This window comes from Micromonospora sp. WMMC241, from assembly GCF_027460165.1.
In the GTDB taxonomy this organism is placed as follows: Bacteria; Actinomycetota; Actinomycetes; order Mycobacteriales; family Micromonosporaceae; genus Micromonospora; species Micromonospora humi.
The window spans coordinates 103,583-128,036 of the sequence record NZ_JAPZBF010000001.1; the positions used below are offsets into that span (position 1 = coordinate 103,583).

Annotated in this window: 20 protein-coding genes, 1 tRNA gene and 1 other RNA gene; 13 read left to right on the forward strand and 9 right to left on the reverse strand. The window is 72.5% G+C overall.

The genetic code is table 11. From position 1 onward, the window contains the following. Nucleotides 1-23: 23 nt before the first annotated feature. Nucleotides 24-1,805, reverse strand: a complete 1,782-nt coding sequence (locus O7598_RS00560) for a glycosyl hydrolase (RefSeq protein WP_269689513.1) — start codon at nucleotides 1,803-1,805, stop codon at nucleotides 24-26. A 164-nt stretch (nucleotides 1,806-1,969) separates the two neighbouring features. Continuing rightward, nucleotides 1,970-3,268 (reverse strand): MFS transporter, encoded by a 1,299-nt coding sequence (locus O7598_RS00565; protein WP_269689514.1) that lies wholly within the window; start codon nucleotides 3,266-3,268, stop codon nucleotides 1,970-1,972. Between the two features lie 55 nt (nucleotides 3,269-3,323). Here O7598_RS00565 and O7598_RS00570 point away from each other — a divergent pair, with 55 nt between their 5' ends. Beyond that, on the forward strand, nucleotides 3,324-3,887 hold the full coding sequence (locus tag O7598_RS00570; RefSeq protein ID WP_269689515.1) for a CGNR zinc finger domain-containing protein: 564 nt from the start codon (nucleotides 3,324-3,326) through the stop codon (nucleotides 3,885-3,887). 49 nt (nucleotides 3,888-3,936) lie between these two features. Here the strand turns inward: O7598_RS00570 and O7598_RS00575 are convergent. After that, nucleotides 3,937-4,021: transfer RNA gene (locus O7598_RS00575), tRNA-Ser, on the reverse strand. 81 nt (nucleotides 4,022-4,102) lie between these two features. Between O7598_RS00575 and ffs the strand changes: the two genes are divergently transcribed. The 10 genes from ffs (at nucleotide 4,103) to O7598_RS00625 (ending at nucleotide 15,876) form a co-directional block, all read left to right on the forward strand. Beyond that, an RNA gene (gene ffs, locus O7598_RS00580) (signal recognition particle sRNA small type) lies at nucleotides 4,103-4,193 on the forward strand. A gap of 107 nt (nucleotides 4,194-4,300) precedes the next feature. Continuing rightward, the gene (locus O7598_RS00585; protein ID WP_269689516.1) at nucleotides 4,301-7,201 is read left to right on the forward strand and encodes a DNA polymerase III subunit gamma and tau; all 2,901 of its coding nucleotides are present in this window, start codon (nucleotides 4,301-4,303) and stop codon (nucleotides 7,199-7,201) included. A 210-nt stretch (nucleotides 7,202-7,411) separates the two neighbouring features. Further along, nucleotides 7,412-8,677: a TolB family protein gene (locus O7598_RS00590; protein WP_269689517.1), complete on the forward strand. Its 1,266-nt coding sequence runs from the start codon at nucleotides 7,412-7,414 to the stop codon at nucleotides 8,675-8,677. A 138-nt stretch (nucleotides 8,678-8,815) separates the two neighbouring features. After that, the gene (locus O7598_RS00595; RefSeq protein ID WP_269694699.1) at nucleotides 8,816-9,124 is read left to right on the forward strand and encodes a YbaB/EbfC family nucleoid-associated protein; all 309 of its coding nucleotides are present in this window, start codon (nucleotides 8,816-8,818) and stop codon (nucleotides 9,122-9,124) included. A gap of 8 nt (nucleotides 9,125-9,132) precedes the next feature. Beyond that, nucleotides 9,133-9,726: a recombination mediator RecR gene (gene recR / locus O7598_RS00600; protein ID WP_269689518.1), complete on the forward strand. Its 594-nt coding sequence runs from the start codon at nucleotides 9,133-9,135 to the stop codon at nucleotides 9,724-9,726. 195 nt (nucleotides 9,727-9,921) lie between these two features. Beyond that, nucleotides 9,922-11,592: an ABC transporter substrate-binding protein gene (locus O7598_RS00605; RefSeq protein WP_269689519.1), complete on the forward strand. Its 1,671-nt coding sequence runs from the start codon at nucleotides 9,922-9,924 to the stop codon at nucleotides 11,590-11,592. A 106-nt stretch (nucleotides 11,593-11,698) separates the two neighbouring features. Beyond that, entirely contained in the window at nucleotides 11,699-12,706 is a 1,008-nt protein-coding gene (locus O7598_RS00610) for an ABC transporter permease (RefSeq protein WP_269689520.1), read from the forward strand. Continuing rightward, complete coding sequence (locus O7598_RS00615) at nucleotides 12,703-13,743, forward strand: ABC transporter permease (RefSeq protein ID WP_269689521.1); 1,041 nt, start codon at nucleotides 12,703-12,705, stop codon at nucleotides 13,741-13,743. The genes O7598_RS00610 and O7598_RS00615 overlap by 4 nt, the downstream gene beginning before the upstream one ends. Before the next feature lie 43 nt (nucleotides 13,744-13,786). After that, nucleotides 13,787-14,773: an ABC transporter ATP-binding protein gene (locus tag O7598_RS00620; RefSeq protein WP_269689522.1), complete on the forward strand. Its 987-nt coding sequence runs from the start codon at nucleotides 13,787-13,789 to the stop codon at nucleotides 14,771-14,773. Beyond that, nucleotides 14,770-15,876, forward strand: a complete 1,107-nt coding sequence (locus O7598_RS00625; protein ID WP_269689523.1) for an ABC transporter ATP-binding protein — start codon at nucleotides 14,770-14,772, stop codon at nucleotides 15,874-15,876. The genes O7598_RS00620 and O7598_RS00625 overlap by 4 nt, the downstream gene beginning before the upstream one ends. 47 nt (nucleotides 15,877-15,923) lie before the next feature. Here the strand turns inward: O7598_RS00625 and O7598_RS00630 are convergent, their stop codons facing one another. Both O7598_RS00630 and O7598_RS00635 read right to left on the reverse strand, forming a co-directional pair. Then, a complete protein-coding gene (locus tag O7598_RS00630) occupies nucleotides 15,924-16,406 on the reverse strand; it encodes a hypothetical protein (RefSeq protein WP_269689524.1) in 483 nt (160 codons plus the stop codon). Then, the gene (locus O7598_RS00635; RefSeq protein WP_269689525.1) at nucleotides 16,388-17,047 is read right to left on the reverse strand and encodes an HNH endonuclease family protein; all 660 of its coding nucleotides are present in this window, start codon (nucleotides 17,045-17,047) and stop codon (nucleotides 16,388-16,390) included. Before O7598_RS00635 ends, O7598_RS00630 begins: the two co-directional genes overlap by 19 nt. 108 nt (nucleotides 17,048-17,155) lie before the next feature. Here O7598_RS00635 and O7598_RS00640 point away from each other — a divergent pair, with 108 nt between their 5' ends. Next, entirely contained in the window at nucleotides 17,156-18,589 is a 1,434-nt protein-coding gene (locus O7598_RS00640) for an MFS transporter (protein ID WP_269689526.1), read from the forward strand. A 52-nt stretch (nucleotides 18,590-18,641) separates the two neighbouring features. Here O7598_RS00640 and leuA read toward each other — a convergent pair whose 3' ends face one another. Together leuA and O7598_RS00650 are read right to left on the reverse strand one after the other, a co-directional pair. Then, complete coding sequence (gene leuA, locus O7598_RS00645; protein WP_269689527.1) at nucleotides 18,642-20,384, reverse strand: 2-isopropylmalate synthase; 1,743 nt, start codon at nucleotides 20,382-20,384, stop codon at nucleotides 18,642-18,644. A 237-nt stretch (nucleotides 20,385-20,621) separates the two neighbouring features. After that, nucleotides 20,622-21,896, reverse strand: coding sequence for an MFS transporter (locus tag O7598_RS00650; RefSeq protein ID WP_269689528.1), 1,275 nt, complete (start codon nucleotides 21,894-21,896; stop codon nucleotides 20,622-20,624). A 78-nt stretch (nucleotides 21,897-21,974) separates the two neighbouring features. Here O7598_RS00650 and O7598_RS00655 point away from each other — a divergent pair, with 78 nt between their 5' ends. Then, nucleotides 21,975-22,961 carry an ArsR/SmtB family transcription factor gene (locus O7598_RS00655; protein WP_269689529.1) on the forward strand — a complete coding sequence of 329 codons (987 nt, stop codon included), beginning with the start codon at nucleotides 21,975-21,977 and terminating at the stop codon, nucleotides 22,959-22,961. 4 nt (nucleotides 22,962-22,965) lie between these two features. Here the strand turns inward: O7598_RS00655 and O7598_RS00660 are convergent, their stop codons facing one another. Further along, nucleotides 22,966-23,496 (reverse strand): nitroreductase family protein, encoded by a 531-nt coding sequence (locus O7598_RS00660; protein WP_269689530.1) that lies wholly within the window; start codon nucleotides 23,494-23,496, stop codon nucleotides 22,966-22,968. Between the two features lie 83 nt (nucleotides 23,497-23,579). Continuing rightward, on the reverse strand, nucleotides 23,580-24,329 hold the full coding sequence (locus O7598_RS00665) for a hypothetical protein (RefSeq protein WP_269689531.1): 750 nt from the start codon (nucleotides 24,327-24,329) through the stop codon (nucleotides 23,580-23,582). Nucleotides 24,330-24,454 lie beyond the last annotated feature (125 nt).

Below are 24,454 nucleotides of genomic sequence, written 5' to 3' on the forward strand. Positions count from 1 at the left end.
CGGCCCCCCTGGCGGTCAGGTCGTCACCACGCGGTCATGTCGGGGAGCTGGTCGATCGAGATGGTCCTCGGGTTGGACATCGCGGTGCGCCACAGCCCGGCCACGTCCTTGCCGCTGCCGTTCCAGTCGCGCGACGCCCAGACCACGTAGTACGGCCAGGCCGGGTCGGAGTTGGGGTTGAGCGGGCTGAACGTCTCCGCCACGCCCGTGGTCTTGGCGCCGCTGACCGCCTTGGTGGTGGCGAAGTCGCTGCTGCTCTGGAAGTAGTCCGAGGTGACCAGGTCGACGTAGCCGTCACCGGGGTACCAGGACGCGAGCGAGGTGCCCTGGCCGCTGGCCATGCCGTTGAACACCCAGACGATGTTGTGCGCGCCGGCGAGCTGGGCCCGCTGGTAGATCAGCCGCCAGAGCTGCTTGTAGGCGTCCTGGCCCTTCTTCGCCCACCACATGTAGTTGTTGTTGGCCTCGTGCAGCGGGCGGAACAGCACCGGCACCCCGGCGTCGCCCATCTTCTTCAGCTCGCGCACCACCAGGTCGATGTCCTTGTAGAGCTGGGACGACGGGTTGTTCAGGTCGGGCTGGAAGTCGCACGGCGCGGAGTAGTTGCCGCCGCGCGGGCAGTACCAGTGCCACTGGAACGCCACGATGCCGTTGCGCGCCTTCGCCCAGTCGATGACCTGCTGGGTCTGGATGCTGCCCTTGGTGTACTCCATGAAGTCGAACGTCACGATCGCCGGGTAGCGGCCGGTCAGCTGCTGCACCTTGTCGGCGTCCGGCAGGTCGGTCTGGCCGCTGACGTAGGTGTGGGTGCGCAGGTAACAGATCAGGTTGCGGGCCTTCGAGTTCGCCTGCGGGTCGGCCGGGGCCTGGCCGCAGTCCGGGCCGGGCGGGGTGGGCGGCTTCACCGCGTACACCTCGAACTCGTAGAGCGAGTAGCCCCAGGCGGTGCCGCGGGCGGTGCCGGACATCCGCACGTACCGGCCGCTCGCGCCGGCCGGCGTGACGTCGTCGGTGCCGCCGTCGCCGGTGGTCGTGCTGAACACCGGGGTCCAGGTGGTGCCGTCGGTCGAGGTCTGGATCTGGTACGCCCTGCCGTACGCGGCCTCCCAGCGCAGCCGCACCGTGTTGATCGGGTACGTGGCGCCGAGGTCGACCTGGATCCACTGCGGATCCGCGTAGAGGCTGGACCAACGGGTGCCGCCGTTGCCGTCGACCGCCTGGGCGGCGGCGTTCGGGCTCTCCGTGGACGACGCGGTGACCGGCCGGTTGAGCGCGAGGTTGCCGGTGGGGGTGCTGGTCGGGTTCGGGTCCACCGTCGGGCTCGGACTCGGGCTCGGGCTGCCGGTCGGGCTCGGCGTCGGGCTCCCGGTCGGGCTGGGCGGGGTGGTGTCGCCGCAGGCCGCGCCGTTGAGCGTGAACGCGGCGGGGGCCGCGTTCGAGCCGGTGTAGGTGACGTTGAAGCCGAAGCTGACCGTGCCGCCGGCCGGGACGCTCGCGTTGTAGGAGACGTTCGTGGCGGTGGCGTTCGCGCCGGACTGCGTCTTGGTGGCGTTCCACATGTCGCCGATCACCTGGTTGCCGGGGAACGCCCAGCCCAGCGTCCAGCCGTTCACGGCGGCGCCGGTGTTGGTGATCGTGACGTTGGTGGTGGCGCCGCCACTCCACTCGTTGCTGACCTGCCAGGCCACCGAGCAGGCGCCGGCGGCGGCCTGGGCGGGTGGCGTGGTGACGAGGGCGGTGGCCAGCGCGGTGACGGCTGCCGCCGCCCCGGCCAGGCACGCCCGCGTGCGGGTGCGCTGGATCATGAGGAACTCCCGTACGGATGGTGGTTGCGGGGAGCCCTCGCCGCCCGGACGGGTCGGACCGTCGGTTGCCCTTCCGGCGGCCGACCCGGCGAAGATATCCATGATGGTCTTCTTAACCGGTTAACTTTGTCAATGCCTGTCGAACACTCGTCGAACGGTAAGGATTATGAACCGGTCAAGGGTGCGGCCGCGTCGTGGATGGCGGTCAGCGCCGGCACCCGGGAGAAGACCACCCAGAGCGTGGCGAGCGAGACGCCCACCGCGCCGACCGCTATCGCCGCGAACGGGCCCGCCTGCGTCGCCACCACCCCGCCCAGCGCGGCGCCCACCGGAACGCAACCCCAGGAGATCAGCCGGTACGCGGCGTTGACCCGGCCGCGCAGGCTCTCCGGGGTGGCGGTCTGGCGCAGGCTCACCGCGTGCACGTTGGCGATGCCGATGCCGACACCCATCACCACGAAGGCGGCGCAGAGCAGCGGGAGCCGCGCGGGCCCGGCCCGGTTCGCGAGCAGTGCGCCCAGCGGGGCACCGTTGCCGACGGCGAGCGTGCACAGCAGCACCCGGCCGTATCCGAAGCGGCCGGTGAGCCGGGCGCCGAACCACGCGCCGACGAACGAACCGACCCCGCCGGCGGTGAAGATCGCGCCGATCGCCACCGGGCCCAGTCGCGCCTGCTGGACGGCCCAGAGCAGCAGGCCGAGGACGAAGACCTCGTTGAACAGGTTGAACGTGGCGGCCTCGCCGAGCAGCGGTCGCACGTACCGGTGTCGGACCGCGACGGCCACGCCCTGCGCCGCCTCGCGTAGCGCCGAACGGCGGGCCGGCGGTCGGTGCGCGACCGGTTGCCGGTCGGTGCCGGCCGGGCGGATCCGGCCGAGCGACACCGCCGACGCGAGGTAACCGAGTGCGTTGCCCAGCAGCGCGGCGGGCGCGGAGATCGCCTGGACCAGCAGCCCGGCAACCCCCCGGCCGCCCATCTCGGCGGCCGACTGGGCCGCGGCGAGCTTGCCGTTGGCGTCGACGAGTTGACCCTCGTCGACGATCGCCGGCAGGACCGCGAAGTCGGCGACCTGGAAGACCACGGTCAGCAACGCGACGGCGAACACCACGACGTAGAGGCCGGTCACGGTGGCGGTGCCCGTCCAGGCGGCCACCGGAATGAGCAGGACGAGGAGCGCGCGGCCGAGGTCGGCGCCGATCATCAGGCGCAGCCGGCCCGGTCCGAGCCGGTCGACGAGCAGCCCGGCCGGGAGCGTGGCCAACAGGAACGGCAGGAACTGGACCACCCGAAGCGTGCTCGCCTGCGCCGCCGAGGCGGAGAGCGTGAGCAGCGCGAACAGCGGCAACGCGAGTTCGGCGACCTCGCTCCCCAGCGCGGAGGCGGCGGACCCGCGCCAGAGCCGCCGGAAGTTCGGGTTGCTCCACGCCGGCGGCGTGGTCCGGTCGGCGCTAACCGTCATCATGTTAATGGAGGTTATGGATAACCCGGTATCCGCGCAAGACGGTTACGATGTCGGCATGTCCACCGGTCCCGCCATGGCGGCGCCGGACCGGCTCGAACCGGTCCGGCGGTTCCTCAACACGCTCGACGTCGAAGCGGGCACCGACGCGATCACCGACCCGGCCGGGTTGGCGACGTGGCTGACGGAATCCGGCCTGTGGCGCGGCGACGCGCCGGTGACCGACGACGACCTCCGCCGGGCGCGCGAGCTGCGGGAGGCGCTGCGGGCGGCGGCCGTCGCCAACCACGACCGCGCCGCGCTGCCCCCGCCCGTGCTGGCGGTCCTGGACGCCGCCGCCGAGCGGGCCGGGGTGCGGATCTCCTTCACCCCCGACCGGGGTTGGCGCGCGACCGCCGGCGCGACCGGCGCCGACGGGGCGACGGGCGAACTCGTGCTCCGGGTGACCGAGTCGATGGCCGACGGCACCTGGCCCCGGCTCAAGATCTGCGCGAGCGACGCCTGCCGGTGGGCGTTCTACGACTCGTCCCGCTCCGGCACCGGCAAGTGGTGCTCGATGCAGCTGTGCGGCAACCGGGCCAAGCAGGAGGCCTGGCGTGGGCGTCGCCGGGAGGCCGGATGACGGGAACGAAGAAGGGCCGGCACGCGAGGTGCCGGCCCTTCTTCGACGGCGGAGGATACGAGATTCGAACTCGTGAGGGTGTAAACCCAACACGCTTTCCAAGCGTGCGCCCTAGGCCTCTAGGCGAATCCTCCGCGAGCCAGGATACAGGTCCCGCGACGGCGGGCCACCCCACCCTCCCGGAAGATCCACACGGCTTCGGGTAGGCTTGGCGGCACCCCCCGTGCGGCGTGCATCTCGTGAACCTCCCCAGGGCCGGAAGGCAGCAAGGATAAGCGGGCTCTGACGGGTGCACGGGGGGCCTTTCTGTCTCCGGGTCCCGGTAACGTCGCTGCGGGTCAGGTCACGGGGTGGTGGGTGGTCACCGGCGGCCGACCGGCGCAGAATGGCTCGGTCGAGAGGAGGCGGGACGGGTGGCACTGGCCCTTTACCGCAAGTACCGGCCCCGTACGTTCGCCGAGGTCATCGGCCAGGAGCACGTCACCGAGCCGTTGTCGCAGGCGCTGCGCAGCGGGCGGCTCAACCACGCGTACCTCTTCTCCGGCCCCCGCGGCTGCGGCAAGACCTCCAGCGCCCGGATCCTGGCGCGCTCGCTCAACTGCGAGCAGGGCCCCACGCCCGAGCCGTGCGGGCAGTGCGAATCCTGCCGCTCGCTGGCCACCGACGGCGCCGGCTCGATCGACGTCATCGAGATCGACGCGGCCAGCCACGGCGGCGTCGACGATGCCCGCGAGCTGCGCGAGAAGGCGTTCTTCGCGCCGGCCCGCAGCCGCTTCAAGATCTATGTCATCGACGAGGCGCACATGGTCTCGTCGGCCGGCTTCAACGCCCTGCTCAAGCTGGTCGAGGAGCCCCCGGAATACGTCAAGTTCATCTTCGCCACCACCGAGCCGGAGAAGGTCCTCGGCACGATCAAGTCGCGGACCCACCACTACCCGTTCCGGCTGATGCCGCCGAAGGTGCTCCGGCCCTACCTGGAGCAGTTGGCCGAGGCCGAGGGCGTCAAGATCGAACCGGCGGTCTTCCCGCTGGTGGTCCGCGCCGGTGGCGGCAGCGCGCGGGACAGCCTCTCCGTGCTCGACCAGCTCATCGCCGGCGCCGGCCCGGAGGGGGTCGGCTACGCCCGGGCCGCCGCGCTGCTCGGCGTCACCGACTCCGCGCTGATCGACGAGATGTGCGACGCGCTGGCCGCCGGGGACGGCGCGGCCGCGTACGCGACCGTCGACCGGGTCGCCGAGGCCGGCCACGACCCGCGCCGGTTCGCCTCCGACCTGTTGGAGCGGCTACGCGACCTGATCGTGCTCCAGCAGGTGCCGGACGCCGCGACCAAGGGCCTCATCGACGGCCCGGCCGACCAGATCGAGCGGATGGCCACGCAGGCCCAGCGGCTCGGCCCGGCCACGCTGTCGCGCTGCGCCGACATCGTGCACAACGGCCTGGTGGAGATGCGTGGCACCACCGCGCCCCGCCTGCTGCTGGAGCTGATCTGCGCCCGGATGCTCCTGCCCGGCGTCGACGACTCGTCCGGCGGCCTGCTTCAGCGTCTGGAGCGGATGGAACGCCGGCTCACCCTCGGCGCCGCCGACCCCGCCGCCGCCCATGAGGTACGCCCGACGGCTCCCGCCCCGGGCGCGGCTGCCGCCGCGATCCACCCGGAGTCCGCCGGCACGCCGGCGGCTGCCGACGGCCCGACCGGCGCCGCCGCCGCCCGGGCCGCTGCCGCGGCGGCATCCGGGTCCCGTGGCACCTCCGGACCCGGTTCCCGGTCCGGTCCGGTCGCCGCCGACCGGTCCGGTTCCGCCGCCGCTCCGACCTCCGGCCTGGGCACCACGCCGGCCGGCGCCGACACCGGCGCGGGTGCCTCCGCAGCCGGCCCGGGCTCCGTCGCGGACGCTCCCGTCACCGGCGCGGGTCCCGTCGCGAGCGCTCCCGTCACCGGTGCGGGTTCCGTCGCGGGCGCTCCCGTCGCAGGTCACGGCCCTGTTCCGGGCGCTCCCGTCGGTCCCACGCCGGATGCCCTCGGCGGTGGTCCGGCCCGCCCGGTCGCGGGTGCCGACGGCCCGGCGGCGGTCCGCCGCGCCTCGCCGCCGGTGGTGATGCCCGATCCGGCCACCCCCGAGCCGCCCCGCCCCGGCACGGCGAACCCGGGCGCGCTGGACGCGGTCGCGGTGCGCCGGGTCTGGCCGGAGGTGGTGGGCAAGGTCAACCGGAGCAACAAGCGGATCGCCGCGTTGATGCGTGACGCCGTGGTTCGGGACCTGGACGGCGACACGCTGGTGCTGACCGTGAAGTCGACGGTGCTGGCGAAGATGATGGCGGACCACGCCGCGGTGCTCACCGACGCGCTCTACGAGGAGTTGGGCGGTCGCTGGCAGATCCGCTGCGAGGTGGCCGGCGAGCGGGGGGGCGCGACGCTCGGCGGTCCGCCGCGTGCCGCGGCCCGGCCGGCCTCCCCGCCTGCGGATGCCCCCGCCCGCCCGGACCGTGGCGGCCCGACCGACCCGGGTCGCGCCGGGCGCACGGGCGACGATGCCGGCGGCAAAGGCGGCAAAGGCGGCAAAGGCGGCCAGGGCGGCCAGGGCGGCCAGGGCGGCCAGGGCGGCCAGGGCGGCCAGGGCGGCCAGGGTGGCCAGGGTGGCCAGGGTGGGCCCAGGAGTCAGGAGGACCGCGGTGGCCCGGGCCGGTCGGGGTCCGGGCCCGACGCCCCGGGTGCGGTTCCCGCCGCCGGCGAGGCCGAGGACTGGCCCGAGCCGGCCCGTCCGGGTGGCGCGACGGCGACCGCGGACGAGTGGCCGGAACCCGCCCGGCCGGGTGGCGAGCCGGGGAACGGCGCATCCGCGGCCGGCGCGCCGGTGGCCCCCGCGCAGGTGGGCGGCACGACGGTGAACGGCACGTCCGGCGGCGGCACGCCGGCGACAACCACCGCGCCGGCGACCCGGGCGACCGGGGCCCAGTCGGGCGCGTCCTCGACGCCCGCGCCCAGCGGCCCGCCGGTCAGCAGCGCCATCGCGGCGGCGCGGGCGGCCGCGGCGGGGCGAGGTCCCCGTACCGGGGCGGGGACGCGCAAGACGGCGGACGCCGACTGGGCCGGCGAGCCGCCGTACGATCCGGATTTCGACGGCCCGGTGCGCGGTGGTGCGGGACGCCCCGGCGGCGCGCCGGCGGCGAACTTCGAGGGCTTCGATCCGGGCGACGAGCCGCTGGACGAGGTCATCGACGAGCGGACCGCGCGTGAGTCCAGTCAGGAGCAGGCGGTTCGGCTGCTCCGCGAGGCGTTCGGCGCGGAGCAGATCGGTGAGGTGGACGCGCGGTAGTCACATACCGCATCCCGTCCTGTCCGATAGGCGTTCTCCCTGCTCAGAGTCCTTGACGTCGGCGGAATTGCCCGGCGACCATCGATGTCGGCTTGATGCCGTTCAGAGGGGTCGGTGAGCAAAGTGGGAATTGTTCCATCAGGGGTGGTTCTCGGAGCCGCCCTGTCCCTGACCGCAGTGCTGGCGCCAGTGCCCTCGGGTGCCGCCCCGGTGCGCCAACCCGATCCGGCGACGGCCCGGATCAGCGTCTCCAGCGACCGGTCCCAGGCGAACGAGCGCAGCACCAGCAGCAGCTCGTCGCGCACCGGCCGCTACGTCTCCTTCGCCTCCCGCGCGTCGAACCTGGTGCCGGACGACACCAACGACGTCGACGACGTCTTCGTCCGGGACCGGGCGACGGCGACCACCAGCCGGGTCAGCGTCTCCAGCGCCGGCGTCCAGGGCAACGCGTACAGCACCGGTCCGGCGACCAGTGGCACCGGCCGGTACGTCGCCTTCATCTCGGCCGCGTCGAACCTGGTGCCGGGGGACACCAACGGCGTGGTCGACGTCTTCGTCCGGGACCGGGTCGCGTCCACGACCGTCCGGGTGAGCGTGCCCGACGGCGGTGGGCAGGGCAACGGCGACAGCACCGTGCCGAGCATCAGCCAGGACGGCCGGTACGTCGCCTTCAGCTCGTTCGCCAGCAACCTGGTGCCGAGGGACACCAACGGGTTCGCCGACCTGTTCGTCCGGGACATGCTGCGCGGCACCACCAGCCGGGTCAGCGTCCCCGCCGCGGGCGGCCAGGCCGACGGCCTGAGCGGCTTCTCGTCGTCGACGATCAGCGGCGACGGCCGGTGGGTGGTCTTCCTGTCGACGGCGTCGAACCTGGTGCCCGGCGACACCAACGACGCACCGGACATCTTCCTGCGCGACCGGCGGCGCGCGGTCACCTCCCGGATCAGCGTCTCCTCCACCGGAGCGCAGGGCGACGGCGTCAGCAGCGATCCGGCGATCAGCGCCGACGGCCGGTTCGCCGCGTTCAGTTCCTGGTCGTCGAACCTGGCACCGGGCGACACCAACGGCGTCGAGGACGTCTTCGTCCGGGACCTGGCCGCCGGCGTGACCCGCCGGGTGAGCCTGGGCGCCGGTGGCGTACAGGGCAACCGCAGCAGCAGCCAGCCCGCTATCAGCGGCGACGGGAGGCGGGTCGCGTTCGTCTCGGCGGCGTCCAACCTGGTGCCGGGGGACACCAACGGGACCGAGGACGTCTTCCTGGCCCGGTGGCGGACCGGGACGACCACCCGGCTGAGCGTCTCGGCCGAGGGTGTCCAGGCCGACAGCTTCAGCAACGATCCCTCGATCGACCACCGAGGCCGGTACGTGTCGTTCACCTCGTACGCGACGAACCTGGTGCCTGGCGACACCAACGACATGTTGGACGTCTTCGTCGCCGACGCCGGCTGGCCCGGCGGCCACCCGCCGCCCCGGTGATCGCGGCGCGGCCGGCGGTCCACGCGCGGCGGGGCGGCTGCCGTGCGGGGCGGGCCGCTCGCAGCGGATAGGCTGAGCGGCGGCCGAGCAGACGAGTGCGATAAGGAGCGGCCCGTGCGCCCAGGTGGACAGCCCAACATGCAGCAGATGCTGAAGCAGGCGCAGAAGATGCAGCAGCAGATCGCGAACGCCCAGGCCGAGCTGGCCGAGGCGGAGCTGACCGGCACCGCGGGCGGTGGGCTGGTGACGGCCACCGTCGCCGGCACCGGTGAACTGAAGGCGATCAAGATCGACCCGAAGGCGGTCGACCCGGAGGACGTGGAGACCCTGGAGGACCTGGTCGTCGCGGCCGTGCACAACGCCGCCGAGGCGGCCCGGGAGCTGACCGAGAAGAAGATGGGTCCGGTCGCGGGCGGGATGGGCGGCCTCGGCCTGCCCGGTTTCTGAGCCGGCAGATGTACGAAGGTGCCATCCAGGACCTGATCGACGAGTTGGGTCGGCTGCCGGGCGTCGGCCCGAAGAGCGCCCAGCGGATCGCGTTCCACGTCCTGTCGGCGGATCCGGCCGACGTCAACCGGCTGGCCGGCGCGCTGCGCAAGGTCAAGGACCTGGTGCGGTTCTGCACGACCTGTTACAACGTGGCCGAGTCCGAGCAGTGCCGGATCTGCCGCGACCTGCGGCGTACCGACGAGGTGCTCTGCGTGGTCGAGGAGCCGAAGGACGTGGTGGCGATCGAGCGGACCGGCGAGTTCCGCGGGCGCTACCACGTGCTCGGTGGCGCGATCAATCCGCTGGAGGGCATCGGCCCGGACAACCTGCGGATCCGCGAGCTGATGACCCGGTTGGGCGGTGGCGAGGTCCGCGAGCTGATCCTCGCCACCGACCCGAACACCGAGGGTGAGGCGACCGCGACCTATCTGGCGCTGATGGTCAAGCCGATGGGGATCGCGGTGACCCGGCTGGCCAGCGGCCTGCCGGTCGGCGGCGACCTGGAGTACGCCGACGAGATCACGCTGGGCCGCGCCTTCGAGGGGCGCCGGGCGGTCTGAGTTCCCGGCCCGGCGGTGGGCGGTGTGCCCACCGCCGGGCCGCTCCGGCCGCGCGGTGCGAGGAAGCCTCGGAAGGTGTCGGCTTGGTAGCGATTGCCCTCGGCTCTTTCCTCTTCTGTGTGACATGCCATAACCTCCCGCTCACGGACTGAGTCACAGCTCGGCGTGTACACATGCGCATGACAGAGGTGAGAGATGCAGGCGAGCAGGCTGAAAACGGCCGTGGCCCTCGCGGCCGTGGCCGCCCTGGCGGTCGGTGCGTCCGGCTGCGCCAAGAGCGACCGTGAAGAGGGCGGTGGTGACGCCAAGACCGGCGGCACCTTCGTCTTCGCCGGTGCCGGGGACCCGAAGAACTTCGACCCGATCTTCAACGACGACGGTGAGTCGTTCCGGCCGATCCGCCAGATGTACGACACCCTCGTGCAGAACAAGCCCGGCACCGCCGAGCTGCAGGGTGCCCTGGCGGAGAGCTGGGAGCACGACCCGGACGGCAAGGTGTGGACCTTCAAGCTCCGCAAGGGCGTGAAGTTCCACGACGGCACCGACTTCAACGCCGCCGCGGTCTGCTTCAACTTCGACCGCTGGTTCAACATGAAGGGCGCTGCCGCCCAGTCGCAGATGATCTACTACTCGGACACGTTCGGCGGCTTCGCCAAGAACGAGGCCGAGGGCGTCGGCGACCCGGTCTACAACAAGTGCGAGGCGAAGGACGACGGCACCGCCGTCATCACGATGAACCAGTACAAGGGCGCCTTCCCGGGTGCCTTCGCGCTGACCGCGCTCTCGATCGCCAGCCCCGAGGCGCTGAAGAAGTACGACGCCGACGCGGTGAAGCAGAACGGCGACTCGTTCGAGTACAGCGCGTTCGCCAACGAGCACCCGGTGGGCACCGGCCCGTTCAAGTTCGTCGGCTGGGACAAGGCCAAGGGTGAGATCACCCTGGACCGGAACCCCGACTACTGGGGCGAGAAGGCCAAGGTCGACAAGCTGATCATCAAGATCATCAAGGACGAGAACACCCGCAAGCAGGAGCTGAAGGCCGGCACCGTCCAGGGCATCGACTTCCCCGCCCCGGCCGACCGCAAGGCGCTGTCGGGTGAGGGCTTCCAGGTCCTCGACCGCCCGGCGTTCAACATCCTCTACCTCGGCATCAACCAGAAGAACCCGAAGCTGAAGGACCTGCGGGTGCGTCAGGCGATCGCCTACGCGCTCAACCGTCAGCAGCTCGTCCAGACCAAGGGCCCGGGTGGCACCAAGGTCGCCGACGAGTTCATGCCGGACACCGTGCTCGGCTACGCGCAGGACGTGCAGAAGTACGACTACAACCCGGAGAAGGCCAAGCAGCTGCTCAAGGAGGCCGGCGCGGAGAAGTTGACCCTCAACTTCTACTACCCGACCGACGTCTCCCGGCCGTACATGCCGAACCCGCAGGAGATCTTCACCGTCCTGGCCAACGACCTGAAGGCCGTCGGCATCACGGTCAACGGTGTGGCCCGCCCGTGGAACGGCGGCTACAAGGACGACGTGCAGCAGTTCGGCAAGCACGACCTGCACCTGCTCGGCTGGACCGGTGACTACAACGACCCGGGCAACTTCGTCGGCACCTTCTTCGGTCGCGGCAAGGTCGAGTTCGGCGACCAGGCCATGACCGAGATGTTCGCCGCCATCGGCAAGGCCGACGGCACCGTCGACGAGGCCGGCAAGAAGGCCGCCTGGGAGCAGGTCAACCGCGACATCGCCGCCAAGTGGCTGCCCGCGGTGCCGGTCTGGCACGCCCCGCCGGCCATCGTGGTCACCAAGGACGTCAAGGGTCTCGTCGCCAGCCCGCTGACCGACGAGCGGTTCAACACCGTCAGCGTCGGCTGACGCAGCACCCACCGCTGACGCAACACGCGGAATCGGCCCGGGCCGGGGCTCTCTCTCCCGGCCCGGGCCGACCCGCTGTTCAACCGAGAAACCTGGTGTGTGAGAGATGTTGCGAGTCATAGTTCGCCGCCTGCTGCAGTTGGTGGTGACCCTGATAGGGCTGTCCGCGCTGGTCTTCGTCTGGCTGCGGAACCTGCCGGGTGGCCCGGTCGAGGCGCTGCTCGGTGAGCGGGCCACGCCCGAGCGACGCGCGCTGCTGGTCAAGGCCCTCGGCTACGACCAGCCGATCCTGGTGCAGTACGCGAAGTTCATGCAGCGGCTCGTCACCGGCGACTTCGGCAACTCGATCCGGAGCGGCGACCCGGTCACCGAGGTGATCGGCCGGGCCTTCCCGGCCACCGTGGAGCTGGGCGCCGCCGCGATGATCATCGCGATCGGGCTGGGCGTGCCGCTCGGCTACCTCGCCGCCCGGCACCGCGGCCGGCTGCTCGACAACCTGAGCATCGGCGGGACGCTGCTCGGCATCTCCATCCCGATCTTCTTCCTGGGCTATCTGCTCAAGGACGTCTTCACCCAGAACATGCACCTGTTCCCGCCGTCCGGCCGGATCAGCACCGGGTTGGACAACACCGACGTCACCGGCTTCTTCGTCCTGGACGGGCTGCTCACCCGGGAGTTCGACGCCACCGGCGACGCGCTGTGGCACCTGATCCTGCCGGCGGTCACGCTGGCCACCATCCCGCTCGCGGTGGTCGTCCGGATCACCCGGGCCAGCGTGCTCGACGTGCTGAACGAGGACTTCGTTCGCACCGCCGAGGCGAAGGGCCTGCGCCACAAGACGATCCGGGGCCGGCACATCCTGCGCAACGCGCTGCTGCCGGTGGTCACCACCATCGGTCTGCAGACCGGCGCGCTGCTCTCCGGCGCGGTGCTCACCGAGCGCGTCTACAACTGGGGCGGTCTCGGCACGCTGATCTACGACTCGATCAGCGGCGGTCGCGACTACCCGGTCCTCCAGGCGCTGATCCTGCTGGCCGCGCTGGTCTTCGTCTTGGTCAACCTCCTGGTCGACCTCTCCTACGCCTTCATCGACCCGAGGGTGCGTGTGCGATGAGCGATCCGATCACCCGGCCCACCGTGGGCGCCCCGCGCGAGAGCGTGGACCCCTCGGCCGTCGCCGAGAAGCCCGAGGGCACCCTGCCCCGAGGTCTGGACCGGCTCGGCGAGCGCAAGCGCGCCCGGCTGGAGCAGTTGGCGCAGGCCACCGCGGACAAGGGCGGCGTGAGCCTGGTCCGGGACGCGTTCCGCCGGCTGCGCCGCAACCCGACCGCGATGGTCGGCGCGGCCATCGTGGCGCTCTTCGTCCTGGTCGCGATCTTCGCGCCGCTGCTCGCGCCGCACGACCCGGCGCAGCGCTTCGACGAGCTGACCAAGAACCTCACCGTCGACAACATCCCCGGCGCCAGCAGCGGGTTCCCGCTCGGCTCCGACCCGCTCGGCCGGGACTTCCTGTCCCGGATGATCCACGGCAGCCGGCAGACCCTGTTCGTCGGCGTGCTCGCCACGCTGATCGGGCTGGCGCTGGGTGTGCTCGTGGGCGCGCTCGCCGGTGCGTTCGGCGGCTGGGTCGACAACATCCTGATGCGCTTCACCGACGTGATGCTGGCGCTGCCGGCGCTGCTCCTGGCGATCAGCCTGGTGGCCCTGGCCAGCCGCTCCAGCCAGTGGACGGTGATCCTCGCGGTGGCCATCGTGAACGTGCCGATCTTCGCCCGGCTGCTGCGCGGTTCGATGCTCGCCCAGCGGGAGAGCGACCACGTGCTGGCGGCCCGGGCGCTCGGGGTCAAGCGGGGGGCGATCGTGCTGCGGCACATGCTGCCCAACGCGATGACAGCGGTGATCGTCCAGGCGACCCTGACGCTCTCCACCGCGATCCTGGAGGCCGCGTCGCTGTCCTTCCTCGGCCTCGGTGACCCCGACATCAACCGCGCGGAGTGGGGCCTGATGCTCGGCGTGGACGGTCAGCGCTACTTCGAGGTCCGGCCGGAACTGGCCTACTTCCCGGCCGCCGCCATCATCGTGGTCGCGCTCGGCTTCACCCTGCTGGGCGAGGGCATGCGCGAGGCCATCGACCCGAAGAGCCGGCGGTGACGGCGGTGCGGACCAACGACAAGCACGGTGAGGAAGTGACCCGATGAGCCTGCTCGACGTACGCGACCTGAGCGTCGTGTTCCAGCGCCGCGGTGAGCGACCGTTCACCGCCGTCGACGAGGTCAGCTTCAGTGTGGAGCCGGGGCAGACGGTGGGCCTGGTCGGCGAGTCCGGCTGCGGCAAGAGCGTCACCAGCCTGGCGATCATGGGCCTGCTGCCGCAGCGCGGCAACAAGGTCACCGGCGAGGTGAACTTCGACGGGGCCGACCTGTTGAAGCTGCGCCCGGACGACCTGCGGGACCGGCGCGGCCGGGACATCGGCATGATCTTCCAGGACCCGCTCTCCTCGCTGAACCCGGTCATCCCGATCGGCACCCAGGTGGCCGAGGTGCTCGAACGGCACCGTGGCATGGACCGCAAGGCGGCGCTGAAGGAGGCCCGGGAGCTGCTCGACGCGGTCGGTATCCCGGACCCGACCCGGCGGCTGAAGGAATATCCGCACCAGATCTCCGGCGGCATGCGGCAGCGGGCCCTGATCGCCATCGCGCTGGCCTGCAAGCCGCGGCTGCTGATCGCCGACGAGCCGACCACCGCGCTGGACGTGACGATCCAGGCGCAGATCCTCACGCTGCTCAAGCAGCTCGTCGACGAGACCGGCACCGCGCTGATCATGATCACGCACGACCTGGGTGTGGTGGCCGGGCTCTGCGACACGGTGAACGTCCTCTACGGCGGCAAGATCGTGGAACGGGCGGAGCGGCACGAGCTGTTCGCCCGGCCGGAGCACCCGTACACGCACGGGCTGCTCAACTCCGTGCCGAGACTCGACTCGCCGCGCGGCGAGCGGCTGCACGCCATCCGTGGCTCGGTGGCCGACAACATCCCGTGGGCCGAGGGCTGCGCGTTCGCGCCCCGGTGCGACAACGTGGTGGACGCCTGCCTCGACGGCACGCCCCCGCTGGAGCCCACCGCGAACGGCGGCGACCTGCGCTGCAACAACCCCGTTTCCGAGGAGGTGGCGGTCCCGTGACCGAGCCGACCGAGCCGACCGGACCCCTGGTCGAACTGCGCGACGTCAAGGTCCACTTCCCGATCAAGAGCGGCGTGCTCGTCGACCGGACGATCGGGCACGTCTACGCCGTCGACGGGGTGTCGCTCTCCATCAACCGCGGCGAGACGTACGGGCTCGTGGGCGAGTCGGGCTGCGGCAAGTCCACGCTGGGCCGGGGCCTGCTGCGCCTGGTCGAGCCGACCGACGGTGAGATCGTCTTCGACGGCACCGACCTGCGCGCGCTCAAGGACGAGCCGATGCGCCGGATCCGTCGCCGGATCCAGATGATCTTCCAGGACCCGCTGTCCAGCCTCGACCCCCGGCAGTCGGTGGAGTCGCTGCTGGTCGAGGGCCTCAAGGCGCACGGCATGGCGAAGGACAAGGCCGCCGTCGACAAGCGGCTCCGCGAGGCGCTCGCCGCGGTCGGCCTGCCGGCGTCGGCGCTGAGCAAGTATCCGCACGAGTTCTCCGGCGGCCAGCGGCAGCGCATCGGCATCGCCCGGGCGCTGGTGCTCGAACCGGACCTGATCGTCGCCGACGAGCCGGTCTCCGCGCTCGACGTGTCGATCCAGGCCCAGGTGCTCAACCTGCTGGACGAACTGCAGGAGGAGCGTGGCCTCACGTACCTGATCATCGCGCACGACCTGGCGGTGGTCCGGCACATCGCCGACACGGTCGGGGTGATGTACCTCGGCGGCCTGGTGGAGGAGGCGTCCAGCGACGACCTCTACCGGGAGCCGATGCACCCGTACACCAGGGCGCTCATGTCGGCGGTGCCGGTGCCCGACCCGCAGGTCGAGGACCGGCGGGAGCGGATCCTGCTCGCCGGTGACCTGCCGTCGCCGGCGAACCCGCCGGCCGGCTGCCGGTTCCACACCCGCTGCCCGTGGGCCCAGCCCACCCGCTGCGTCGACGAGCGGCCCGCGCTGCGCGAGGTGCTCGACGGGCACCGGGTCGCCTGCCACTACGCCGAGGACATCGCGGCCGGGAAGATCCGGCCGCACGAGGTGGAACCGGAACTGGTCCGGCCGGACGACGGCGCGGGGCCGGGCGAGACGGGCGAACTCATCCCCACCCCGTGACACGAGGACGCGTCGGCCCCGAACCGGGGCCGACGCGTCGCCTCGGCTCAGCCCTCGGGGCGGTTGAGCAGCCCCACCGCGATCGTGTGCACCGCGTCCAGCCCGGCCGGGTCGGCCAGCGGCGCGCTGCCGCCGGTGACCGCGTACCACTCGTCGGCGTCCTTGTACTGCACGCGCACCGTCACCGTGCCGCCGGCGTGCTCGGTCCGCAACGTCAGCTCGCCGGTCACCACACCGACCTCGTCGGTCATCACCCCGCCGGGGCCGGCCGTGATGTCGGCGGTACGCGTCGCCGCCTCGCCCCCGGCGGGTGCGGCCGGCGCGGCCCCGGCCGGTGCGGCGTCGGCGGACATGCCGGCGCCGGAGACGTCCGCCGGCGCCGCCGGCTGGCCGTCCGCGGTCATCCCGGCCGAGGCCGGCCCGGTCGGGGTCGGGTCGGTGCCGGCCGCCGCGGCGTCGTCGCCGGTGGCGTCCGGCGTCTTCTCCGGGGCCGGTGCGCCACCCGCCCCGGTCACGGCTTGCTCGCCCATGTGCAGCCCTCCAGCATGTCGGTGAGGGCGGCCTTCTCGGCAGTGGTCACCGTCAGCCGCCAGTAGTGCTTGACCGTCACCCAGTCGGCGGCGTACTGGCACCAGTACGACCGGTTCGCCGGCTTCCACTGCGACGGGTCCTGGTCACCCTTTGCCCGGTTGGAGCGCGCGGAAACCGCGATGAGCTGCGGTCGCGTCTGGTCGTTGGCGAAGTCGCCGCGCTTCGAGTCGTCCCACTCGTCCGCGCCGGAGCGCCAGGCGTTCGCCAGCGGCACGGTGTGGTCGATGTCCACGTCCGACGGGTCGGTCAGCTCCACCCCGTCGTACACGCTCTCCCACCGCCCACCGACCACGTTGCAGCCGGACAGCTTGATCCCCTCACCGTCCTTCTGGAGGACGCTGTCGCGCACGTCGCAGTTCTTCCCGGTGTCCCGCCAGTGCGGGAACCGGGTGCGGCTGTAACCCTTCATCGACCCGGCGGCGGCCACGGTCAACTGGCCGAGCTGCTGGTCGACGTTCCCGGCGGCGCTCGGCGACGCGTCCGGCTCGGTGACCGCGGGGTCACAGCCGGCCGCGCCGAGGGCGAGCACCGCGGTGAGCGCGGCGGTCAGCCCGGCTCGGACTCCTGAACTCGTACGCACAGACGACACCTCTCCAGCTTGCGGGCTCCGGGCGAGTCCGCACAGTACCCGGCGGCGGTTTCTCTGATTCGTGGCGTCGGCGGTGGATCGAGGGCAGAGTGGATGGACGTGACCTCACCCGCTTCCGCGCCCCAGCTGCGTACCGGAACCGCCGCCGGGCGCGGCACGCTGCTCGCCGCGGTCCTCGCCTCCGGCATGGTGTTCCTGGACAGCACCGTGGTCAACGTGGCGCTGCCCCGCCTCGGCGCCGAACTGGACGCCACGGTGGCCGGTCTCCAGTGGACCGTGAACGGCTACCTGCTGATGCTCGCCGCGTTCGTGCTGCTCGGCGGCGCGCTGGGCGACCGGTTCGGCCGGCGGCGGATCTTCCTGCTCGGGGTGGTCTGGTTCGCCGTGGCGTCGGTGCTCTGCGGGCTGGCCCAGGGCACCGGCTGGCTCATCGCCGCCCGATTCCTGCAGGGCGCGGGCGGGGCGCTGCTCACCCCCGGCTCGCTCTCCGTGCTCCAGGCCAGCTTCCACCCGGACGACCGGGGCAAGGCGATCGGCACCTGGTCCGGCCTCTCCGGCGTGTCCACCGCGCTCGGGCCGCTGGTCGGCGGCTGGCTCATCGACGCGCTCTCCTGGCGGTGGATCTTCTTCGTCAACCTGCCGCTGGCCGTGGGCGTGGTGCTCGCCGCGATGCGCTGGGTGCCGGAGAGCCGGGACGAGTCGATCTCGCGTACCGGTGGGGAGCACCACGGCTTCGACGTGGCCGGCGCGTTGCTCGGCGCGTTGGCGCTCGGCGGCGTCACGTACGCGCTGATCGACGCCCCGGCGCACGGCGCCTCCCCGGCGGTGCTCGCCGCGGCGGTGGCCGGGCTGGCCGCCGTGGTGGTCTTCGTGCTGGTCGAGCGGCGGCGCGGCGACCACGCGATGCTGCCCACCGGCCTGTTCTCCAGCCGGCTCTTCTCGGTGCTCAACATCTTCACCGTGGTGGTGTACGCGGCGCTCGGCGGGTTCACCTTCTTCCTCGCCGTCTACCTGCAGAACGTGGTCGGCTGGTCGGCGCTGCTCACCGGCCTTGCCACGGTGCCGATGACGCTGCTGCTGCTGGTCGGCTCGCCCCGGGCCGGCGCGCTCTCCGCCCGGATCGGCCCCCGGCTGCCGCTCACCGTCGGCCCGGTGATCGCCGCGGTGGGCCTGCTGCTGCTGCGCCGGGTCGGGCCGGGCGCGTCGTACTGGGTGGACGTGCTGCCCGGCGTGGTGCTGTTCGGCGCCGGGCTCACGCTGGTGGTCGCGCCGCTGACCACGTCGGTGCTCGCCGCCGTGTCGGACCGCTTCGCCGGGGTGGCGAGCGGCTTCAACAACGCCGCCTCCCGGGCCGGCGGCCTGCTCGCGGTGGCCGCGCTGCCGCTGCTGGTCGGGCTCTCCGGCACCGGGTACGAGCAGAAGGGCGCGTTGGCCGACGCCTACCGGGGCGCGTTGGCGTGGTGCGCCGGGCTGCTGCTCGCCGGCGCCCTGCTCGCCGCCGTGCTCATCCACCGCCCCCGGGCGAAGCGTTGAGCGGGGCCCCTTCCTATGCAGAAAGCGTTAAGAAGGGGCCCCGCCTTTCACATCAGCGGGTGCGGTTGACGGCGCTGGTGACCGCCTTGATCGAGGCGGTGACGATGTTGGCGTCCACCCCGACGCCCCACACCGTCCGGCCGTCCACCTCGCACTCCACGTACGCGGCGGCCTGCGCGTCACCGCCGGAGGAGAGCGCGTGCTCGTGGTAGTCGAGCACCCGGACCGCGACGCCCAGCGACTGCAACGCGTTGACGTACGCGTCGATCGGGCCGTTGCCGACCGCGGTGAGCGCCCGCGTCGCGCCGTCGAAGCCGACCCGGGCGTCGATCTCGACCTTGCCGTCGACGGTGCCGATGGTGTAGCCGGCCAGCGTGACCGCCGGGTCGACCTGGTGGTCGACCAGGTAGTTGCGGGCGAAGATCTCCCACATGGTGCCCGGCTCGACCTCGCCGCCGTCGTGGTCGGTGACGGCCTGCACCACGCCGGAGAACTCGATCTGGAGGCGGCGCGGCAGGTCGAGCTGGTGCTCGGACTTCATGATGTACGCGACGCCGCCCTTGCCGGACTGCGAGTTGACCCGGATGACCGCCTCGTAGGTGCGGCCCAGGTCCTTCGGGTCGACCGGCAGGTAGGGCACCGCCCAGGTGAAGTCGTCGACCGGCACCCCGGCCGCCGCCGCGTCGGCCTGCAGCGCGGCGAAGCCCTTGTTGATGGCGTCCTGGTGGGAGCCGGAGAACGCGGTGTAGACCAGGTCGCCCGCGTACGGGTGGCGCTCGTGCACCGGCAGCTGGTTGCAGTACTCGACAGCGCGCCGGACCTCGTCGATGTTCGAGAAGTCGATCATCGGATCGATGCCCTGGGAGAACAGGTTCAGGCCCAACGTGACCAGGTCGACGTTGCCGGTGCGCTCACCGTTGCCGAACAGGCAGCCCTCGATCCGGTCGGCGCCGGCCAGCAGCCCCAGCTCGGCGGCGGCCACGCCGGTGCCCCGGTCGTTGTGCGGGTGCAGGCTCAGCACCAGGCTGTCCCGCCGGGGCAGGTGCCGGTGCATCCACTCGATCGAGTCGGCGTAGACGTTGGGCGTCGCCATCTCGACCGTGGCCGGCAGGTTGACGATCAGCTTCCGGTCCGGCGTCGGGTCGATCACCTCGATCACCGCCGCGCAGACCTCCACCGCGTAGTCCAGCTCGGTGCCCGTGTAGGACTCCGGCGAGTACTCGTAGTGGATGTCGGTGTCCGGGGTGTGGATCTCCGCGTACTTCTTGCAGAGCCGGGCGCCCTGGGTGGCGATGTCGGTGATGCCGTCGCGGTCGAGGCCGAAGACCACCCGCCGTTGCAGCGTGGAGGTCGAGTTGTAGAAGTGCACGATGGCCCGGCGGGCACCGCGCAGCGACTCGAAGGTCCGCTCGATCAGGTGCTCCCGGCACTGGGTCAGCACCTGGATGGTGACGTCCTCCGGGATCAGGTCCTGCTCGATCAGCTGGCGGACGAAGTCGAAGTCGGTCTGGCTGGCCGACGGGAAGCCGACCTCGATCTCCTTGTAGCCCATCTGCACCAGCAGCTGGAACATGCGGCGCTTGCGCTCGGGCGACATCGGGTCGATGAGCGCCTGGTTGCCGTCGCGGAGGTCGACGGCGCACCAGCGGGGCGCGGCCTCGACGCGGCGGGTCGGCCAGGCGCGATCAGGCAGTTCGACGCGGAACTGCCTGTCGTACGGGAGGTAGCGGTGGACCGGCATCCGGCTCGGGCGCTGCCGGGCGAACGGATCGGTCTCGGTGACGGGTTGAGCCATCTCGGAGTGCTCCCTGGAACATGTGGCGTCAGCAGATCGGAAGGTGTCGGCGAGGTGCCGGGCGACGGTGCGCGGCGGTGCCGAGGGGAAGTTCGGATGTGCTGGACGGCGCGGTTCAACTCCGCGACGAGGTGCCGGCCGGTCAGGCCTCGTCGCGGCAGCCAAGGAGAAGAGACGCCTGCCACATGACAGAGTCACCCTACGTGGTGGGACGGGTGGTGGGAAGGCCGGTCCGGACTATGGGACCGGAGTCACCGTGCGGGTGGACTCGGGCGCCTCGCCCAGCCGGGGTGTCCGCTCCGCCCGGGCCACCGCCGGCACGATCGCCAGCCCGACCAGCACGAAGATCCCCGCGGCCGGGTACCAGCCCCAGCCGCCGGTGCTCACGCCCAGCGCGGTAAGCCCGGCCGGCGCGATCAGGTTCTGCAACTGCGAGCCGAGCCCGAACGCGCCCACGTACGCGCCGCGCTGGGCGGCGGGCGGGAGTGTGGCGGTGAGCCCCCAGGTGCCCGCCGACTCGATCAGCTCGGCCAGGATGAGCAGCGTCGCGGCGGCCACCAGCGCCACCACGGTGAGCCAGCCCCGGGTCTGTGCCGAGATCGGCAGGACCAGGCAGAACAGGGCGATCAGCAGCGCGCCCCGGCGGGACGCCCGGGCCGCGCCGGTCGCGGTGTCCGCGCCCCGGCTGGCCCGCACCTGGAGCAGCACGATCAGGACCGTGTTCAGCAGCACCAGCGCGGCGATGATCGTCTTCGGCGCGTCGGTGTGGGTGAGGATCCACAGCGGCATCACCGTGAGGTAGAGCGTCTGGTGCGCGGTGAGCAGCCCGGACAGCAGCGAGACGGTCATGAACGGCCGGTCCCGCAGCACCGCGAGCCGGCTCATCGGCTCGGCCGGCCGGGTCACCTCGGGCAGCCGGGGCAGCCGGTTCACGAAGCCGGCGGTCACCAGGTAGACCGCCGCGATGAAGAAGACCATGCTCCGGTACGCCCAGATCGTGTCGACGGCCAGCACCAGGCCGCTGATCAGCGCGCCCAGCCCGAAGCCGACGTTGAGCGAGGAGCGCTGGTAGGCCATCGCGGTGACCCGTTCCTCCGGGCGCAACGCGTTGATCGAGTAGACCTGTCGCGCCGTGCCGGTGGCGGCGCCGGTCGTGGCCAGCGCGAGCACCACGGCGAGGAAGCCGCCGAAGCCGCTGACGAACGGGTACGTCGCGAACAGCGCCGCGTCGAGCAGCAGGCAGACGATCCACACCCGCTGCGGGCCGTACCGATCGGTGAGCCCGCCCAGCGGGACGGTGCCGAGCAGCGACGCCCCGGCGGCCAGCGAGAGGCCCAGACCCACCTGGGCCGGGCTCAGCCCCAGCGCCCGGGTGAAGAAGACCGCGCTGCCGGCCTGGAACAGCCCGTGGCCGACGGCGAACACCATGGCCTGCACGGCCAGGGCGCGGGTCAGCCCGGCCGGCGGTACGACGTGTCGGACGGCGGTGCGGATGTTCTCTCTGGCCCCCATGACCGGTGAGCAAACCGTGCCCCCCGCGTTCCGGTCGAACGTTTTAGGCTGGGCCGAATCCTGGCTCCGGGGGTGCGGGTGTCCGAGTTGCGGTTCAACCTGGCCGACGTGGCGGGCGTGCGGTTCGCGGTGTCGCCGGTCAACGAGACGGTGATGAGCCTGTGGGCGTTGTCCCAGCCGGTCCGCTACGCGGTGCACCTGCCGTGGATCGACCGGGCCCGGGCCACATTGCGTCGCCCGGACGTGGCGGTCCGGGTCCGCCCGCTGGTGGAGCTGGCCCTGCCGCGCCGCTGGCTGCCGGATTTCCTCACCCCGGCGGCCCGGCCGGACGTGGGGATCGCCGAGCAGCTCGACCAGATCACGGCGACGCCGCCGGACGTGGTGGTCCAGGACCTGCTGGCGACCCTCCCGAGCCGGCCGCTGAGCCCGTTCGGGTCGGCGTTGCTGGCCGATCCGCGCGGGCTGCTGCCGCAACTCGTGGACGCCGTGCGGATCTGGCACGACGAGGCCATCGCCCCGGACTGGCCGCGCATGCGGGCGGTGCTCGACGCCGACGTGGCCCACCGGGCGGCCCAGCTCGCCGAGGGTGGCGCGGGCCGGTTGTTCGAGCAGCTCCACCCGAGCCTGCGCTGGCTCGGCGACCGGGTGGTCAGCGACGATCCGTTCGAGCGCGACTTCGACCTGCGCGGCCGGGGCCTGGCGTTGAACCCGAGCGTGTTCACCGACCGGCGGGTGCTGTGGAACCTGCTGGAGGATTCGCTGCCGGCCGGGGCGTACCCGGTCCGGGCGGTCGGGACGCTCTGGGAGCGGGCCCCGGCGCCGCCCGGCGACCCGCTGGCCCGGGTGGTGGGCGCCGGCCGGGCCGCGTTGCTGCACCTGCTCGACTCGGCGGTGACCACGACCGACCTGGCCCGGCTGACCGGGATGTCGGCCGGGAACGTCTCTCAGCACCTCACCGCGCTGCACGCGGCCGGGCTGGTCGCCCGGTCCCGAGTCGGTCGGCACGTGCTCTACCGCAACACCGAGGTCGGTGACGCCCTGCTCCGTGCGGCGCGCGGCGCCTGACGCCTCAGCGCAGGAGCAGGGCGCCGACGGGTCGGCGGCGGCGGAGCGCGGTCTCCCGGTCGTACAGGTCGGGCGGGAGGGTGGCCGGGTCGCCGAGGCGGCCGATCGCGGCCACCGCCAGCGGCCGGATGTCGTCGGGCAGGTCCAGTTCGGTGGTGAGGCGGGCGCGGTCGAGGCGGGTGAGCTGGCGTACGTGCAGGCCGAGCGCGGTGGCCTGCACGGTGAGGTGGGCGACCGCCTGGCCCAGGTCGTACGCGGTCCGTTCCGGCTCGCCACCGGCGTGCGCGGCGAGCAGCAGGGCGGCGGCGTGTCGGGCCCAGCCCTGGTCGGCGTCGGTGAGGCCGACCAGGATGCGTTTCCACGTCTCGTCCTGTCGGTGCCCGAGCGCGAACCGCCACGGCTGGGCGTTGCCGGCCGAGGGGGCCCATCGGGCCGCCTCCAACAGGGCGGCCATCTCGTCGGCGGTCAGCTCCGCATCGCTGTCGAACGCGCGAGGGCTCCACCGGAAGGCGAGCAGCGGGGTCAGGTCGGTCATGGGCACAGCGTCCCCGATGTCCGTTTTGCCACTACGGTCGGGCTGGTTCAATGTGGTCAAGGACACCCGTAACGGACAAAATGCTAAGACGCTTCGCGGTCGACCGGCTCGCCCTCGGTCACCGCGCCGGCCAGCTCCACCGTCCCCGGCGCCGGGCCGGGTTTCCCGGTCAGCGTGAGGCTGCCCAGGGTGGCGCGGACCGCCAGCGGAGTGCCGTCCTCGCCGAAGCAGTAGACGCCCACGTCCAGCGGCGCGTTCATCGAGGCCGCGGTGGAGTCGACCGCGTAGCACCGGCCGGTGACGCCGGGCGGCGACGCGGCGGGGGAGACCGCGAGCGGCGCCCGCCGGTCGGTGAGCACCTCCAGCCAGTCGGTGAACGGGTGCTGCACCCGCGGGTCCAACCGACGGGGCACCGCGTCGTCGGTGTCGCCGAGTCGCACGCAGCCGGCCGGTCGGGTCCGGCCGGTGGACGGCAGGGCGCACTGGAACAACCCGTCGGAGGTGCCGGCGAGGGAGACGTCCACCGTGCCGCCCCGCCCCCACCCCGGCACGTCGACCCGCCAGCTGTCGTCGTTCGCGCTGGTCCACGTGACGGTGCGGGACGGCCCGCCGGGCGGCGCCCAGGCGTAGGTGGCGACGAGGTGCCGGTCCTGCGCGGCAGCGGCCAGCCCGGCCAGTTCGTCGCGGGCGGCGTCGACCTGCACCGGCACCGGATCGGCGCCGTCGGCCGGCGCCGTCCGCGGGCGGTCGGCGACGCAGGCGGCGAGCAGCGCCGGCAGGGTGAGCGCGAGTACGCCGGTCAGCCGCCGGGCCGCGCGTCGATGAGCGTGCACCGGGTCATTCTGCGACGTCGCGGCGGTCCGGGTCAGCCCACCGTACGGCTGTACCGGTTGGCGCCCCGGGCCGGATGGTGGGATCACCCGCTCCGGTCGCGCGGCCCGCCCGATACCCTGAGGAG

Bases quoted from the DNA above. Each gene is read 5' to 3' on its own strand.
- O7598_RS00605 (WP_269689519.1), top strand. From the start codon at position 9,922: ATGCAGGCGAGCAGGCTGAAAACGGCCGTGGCCCTCGCGGCCGTGGCC.
- leuA (WP_269689527.1), bottom strand. From the start codon at position 20,384: ATGGCTCAACCCGTCACCGAGACCGATCCGTTCGCCCGGCAGCGCCCG.
- O7598_RS00565 (WP_269689514.1), bottom strand. From the start codon at position 3,268: ATGATGACGGTTAGCGCCGACCGGACCACGCCGCCGGCGTGGAGCAAC.
- O7598_RS00615 (WP_269689521.1), top strand. From the start codon at position 12,703: ATGAGCGATCCGATCACCCGGCCCACCGTGGGCGCCCCGCGCGAGAGC.
- recR (WP_269689518.1), top strand. From the start codon at position 9,133: ATGTACGAAGGTGCCATCCAGGACCTGATCGACGAGTTGGGTCGGCTG.
- O7598_RS00630 (WP_269689524.1), bottom strand. From the start codon at position 16,406: ATGGGCGAGCAAGCCGTGACCGGGGCGGGTGGCGCACCGGCCCCGGAG.
- O7598_RS00570 (WP_269689515.1), top strand. From the start codon at position 3,324: ATGTCCACCGGTCCCGCCATGGCGGCGCCGGACCGGCTCGAACCGGTC.
- O7598_RS00650 (WP_269689528.1), bottom strand. From the start codon at position 21,896: ATGGGGGCCAGAGAGAACATCCGCACCGCCGTCCGACACGTCGTACCG.
- O7598_RS00560 (WP_269689513.1), bottom strand. From the start codon at position 1,805: ATGATCCAGCGCACCCGCACGCGGGCGTGCCTGGCCGGGGCGGCGGCA.
- O7598_RS00610 (WP_269689520.1), top strand. From the start codon at position 11,699: ATGTTGCGAGTCATAGTTCGCCGCCTGCTGCAGTTGGTGGTGACCCTG.
- O7598_RS00660 (WP_269689530.1), bottom strand. From the start codon at position 23,496: ATGACCGACCTGACCCCGCTGCTCGCCTTCCGGTGGAGCCCTCGCGCG.
- O7598_RS00620 (WP_269689522.1), top strand. From the start codon at position 13,787: ATGAGCCTGCTCGACGTACGCGACCTGAGCGTCGTGTTCCAGCGCCGC.
- O7598_RS00595 (WP_269694699.1), top strand. From the start codon at position 8,816: ATGCAGCAGATGCTGAAGCAGGCGCAGAAGATGCAGCAGCAGATCGCG.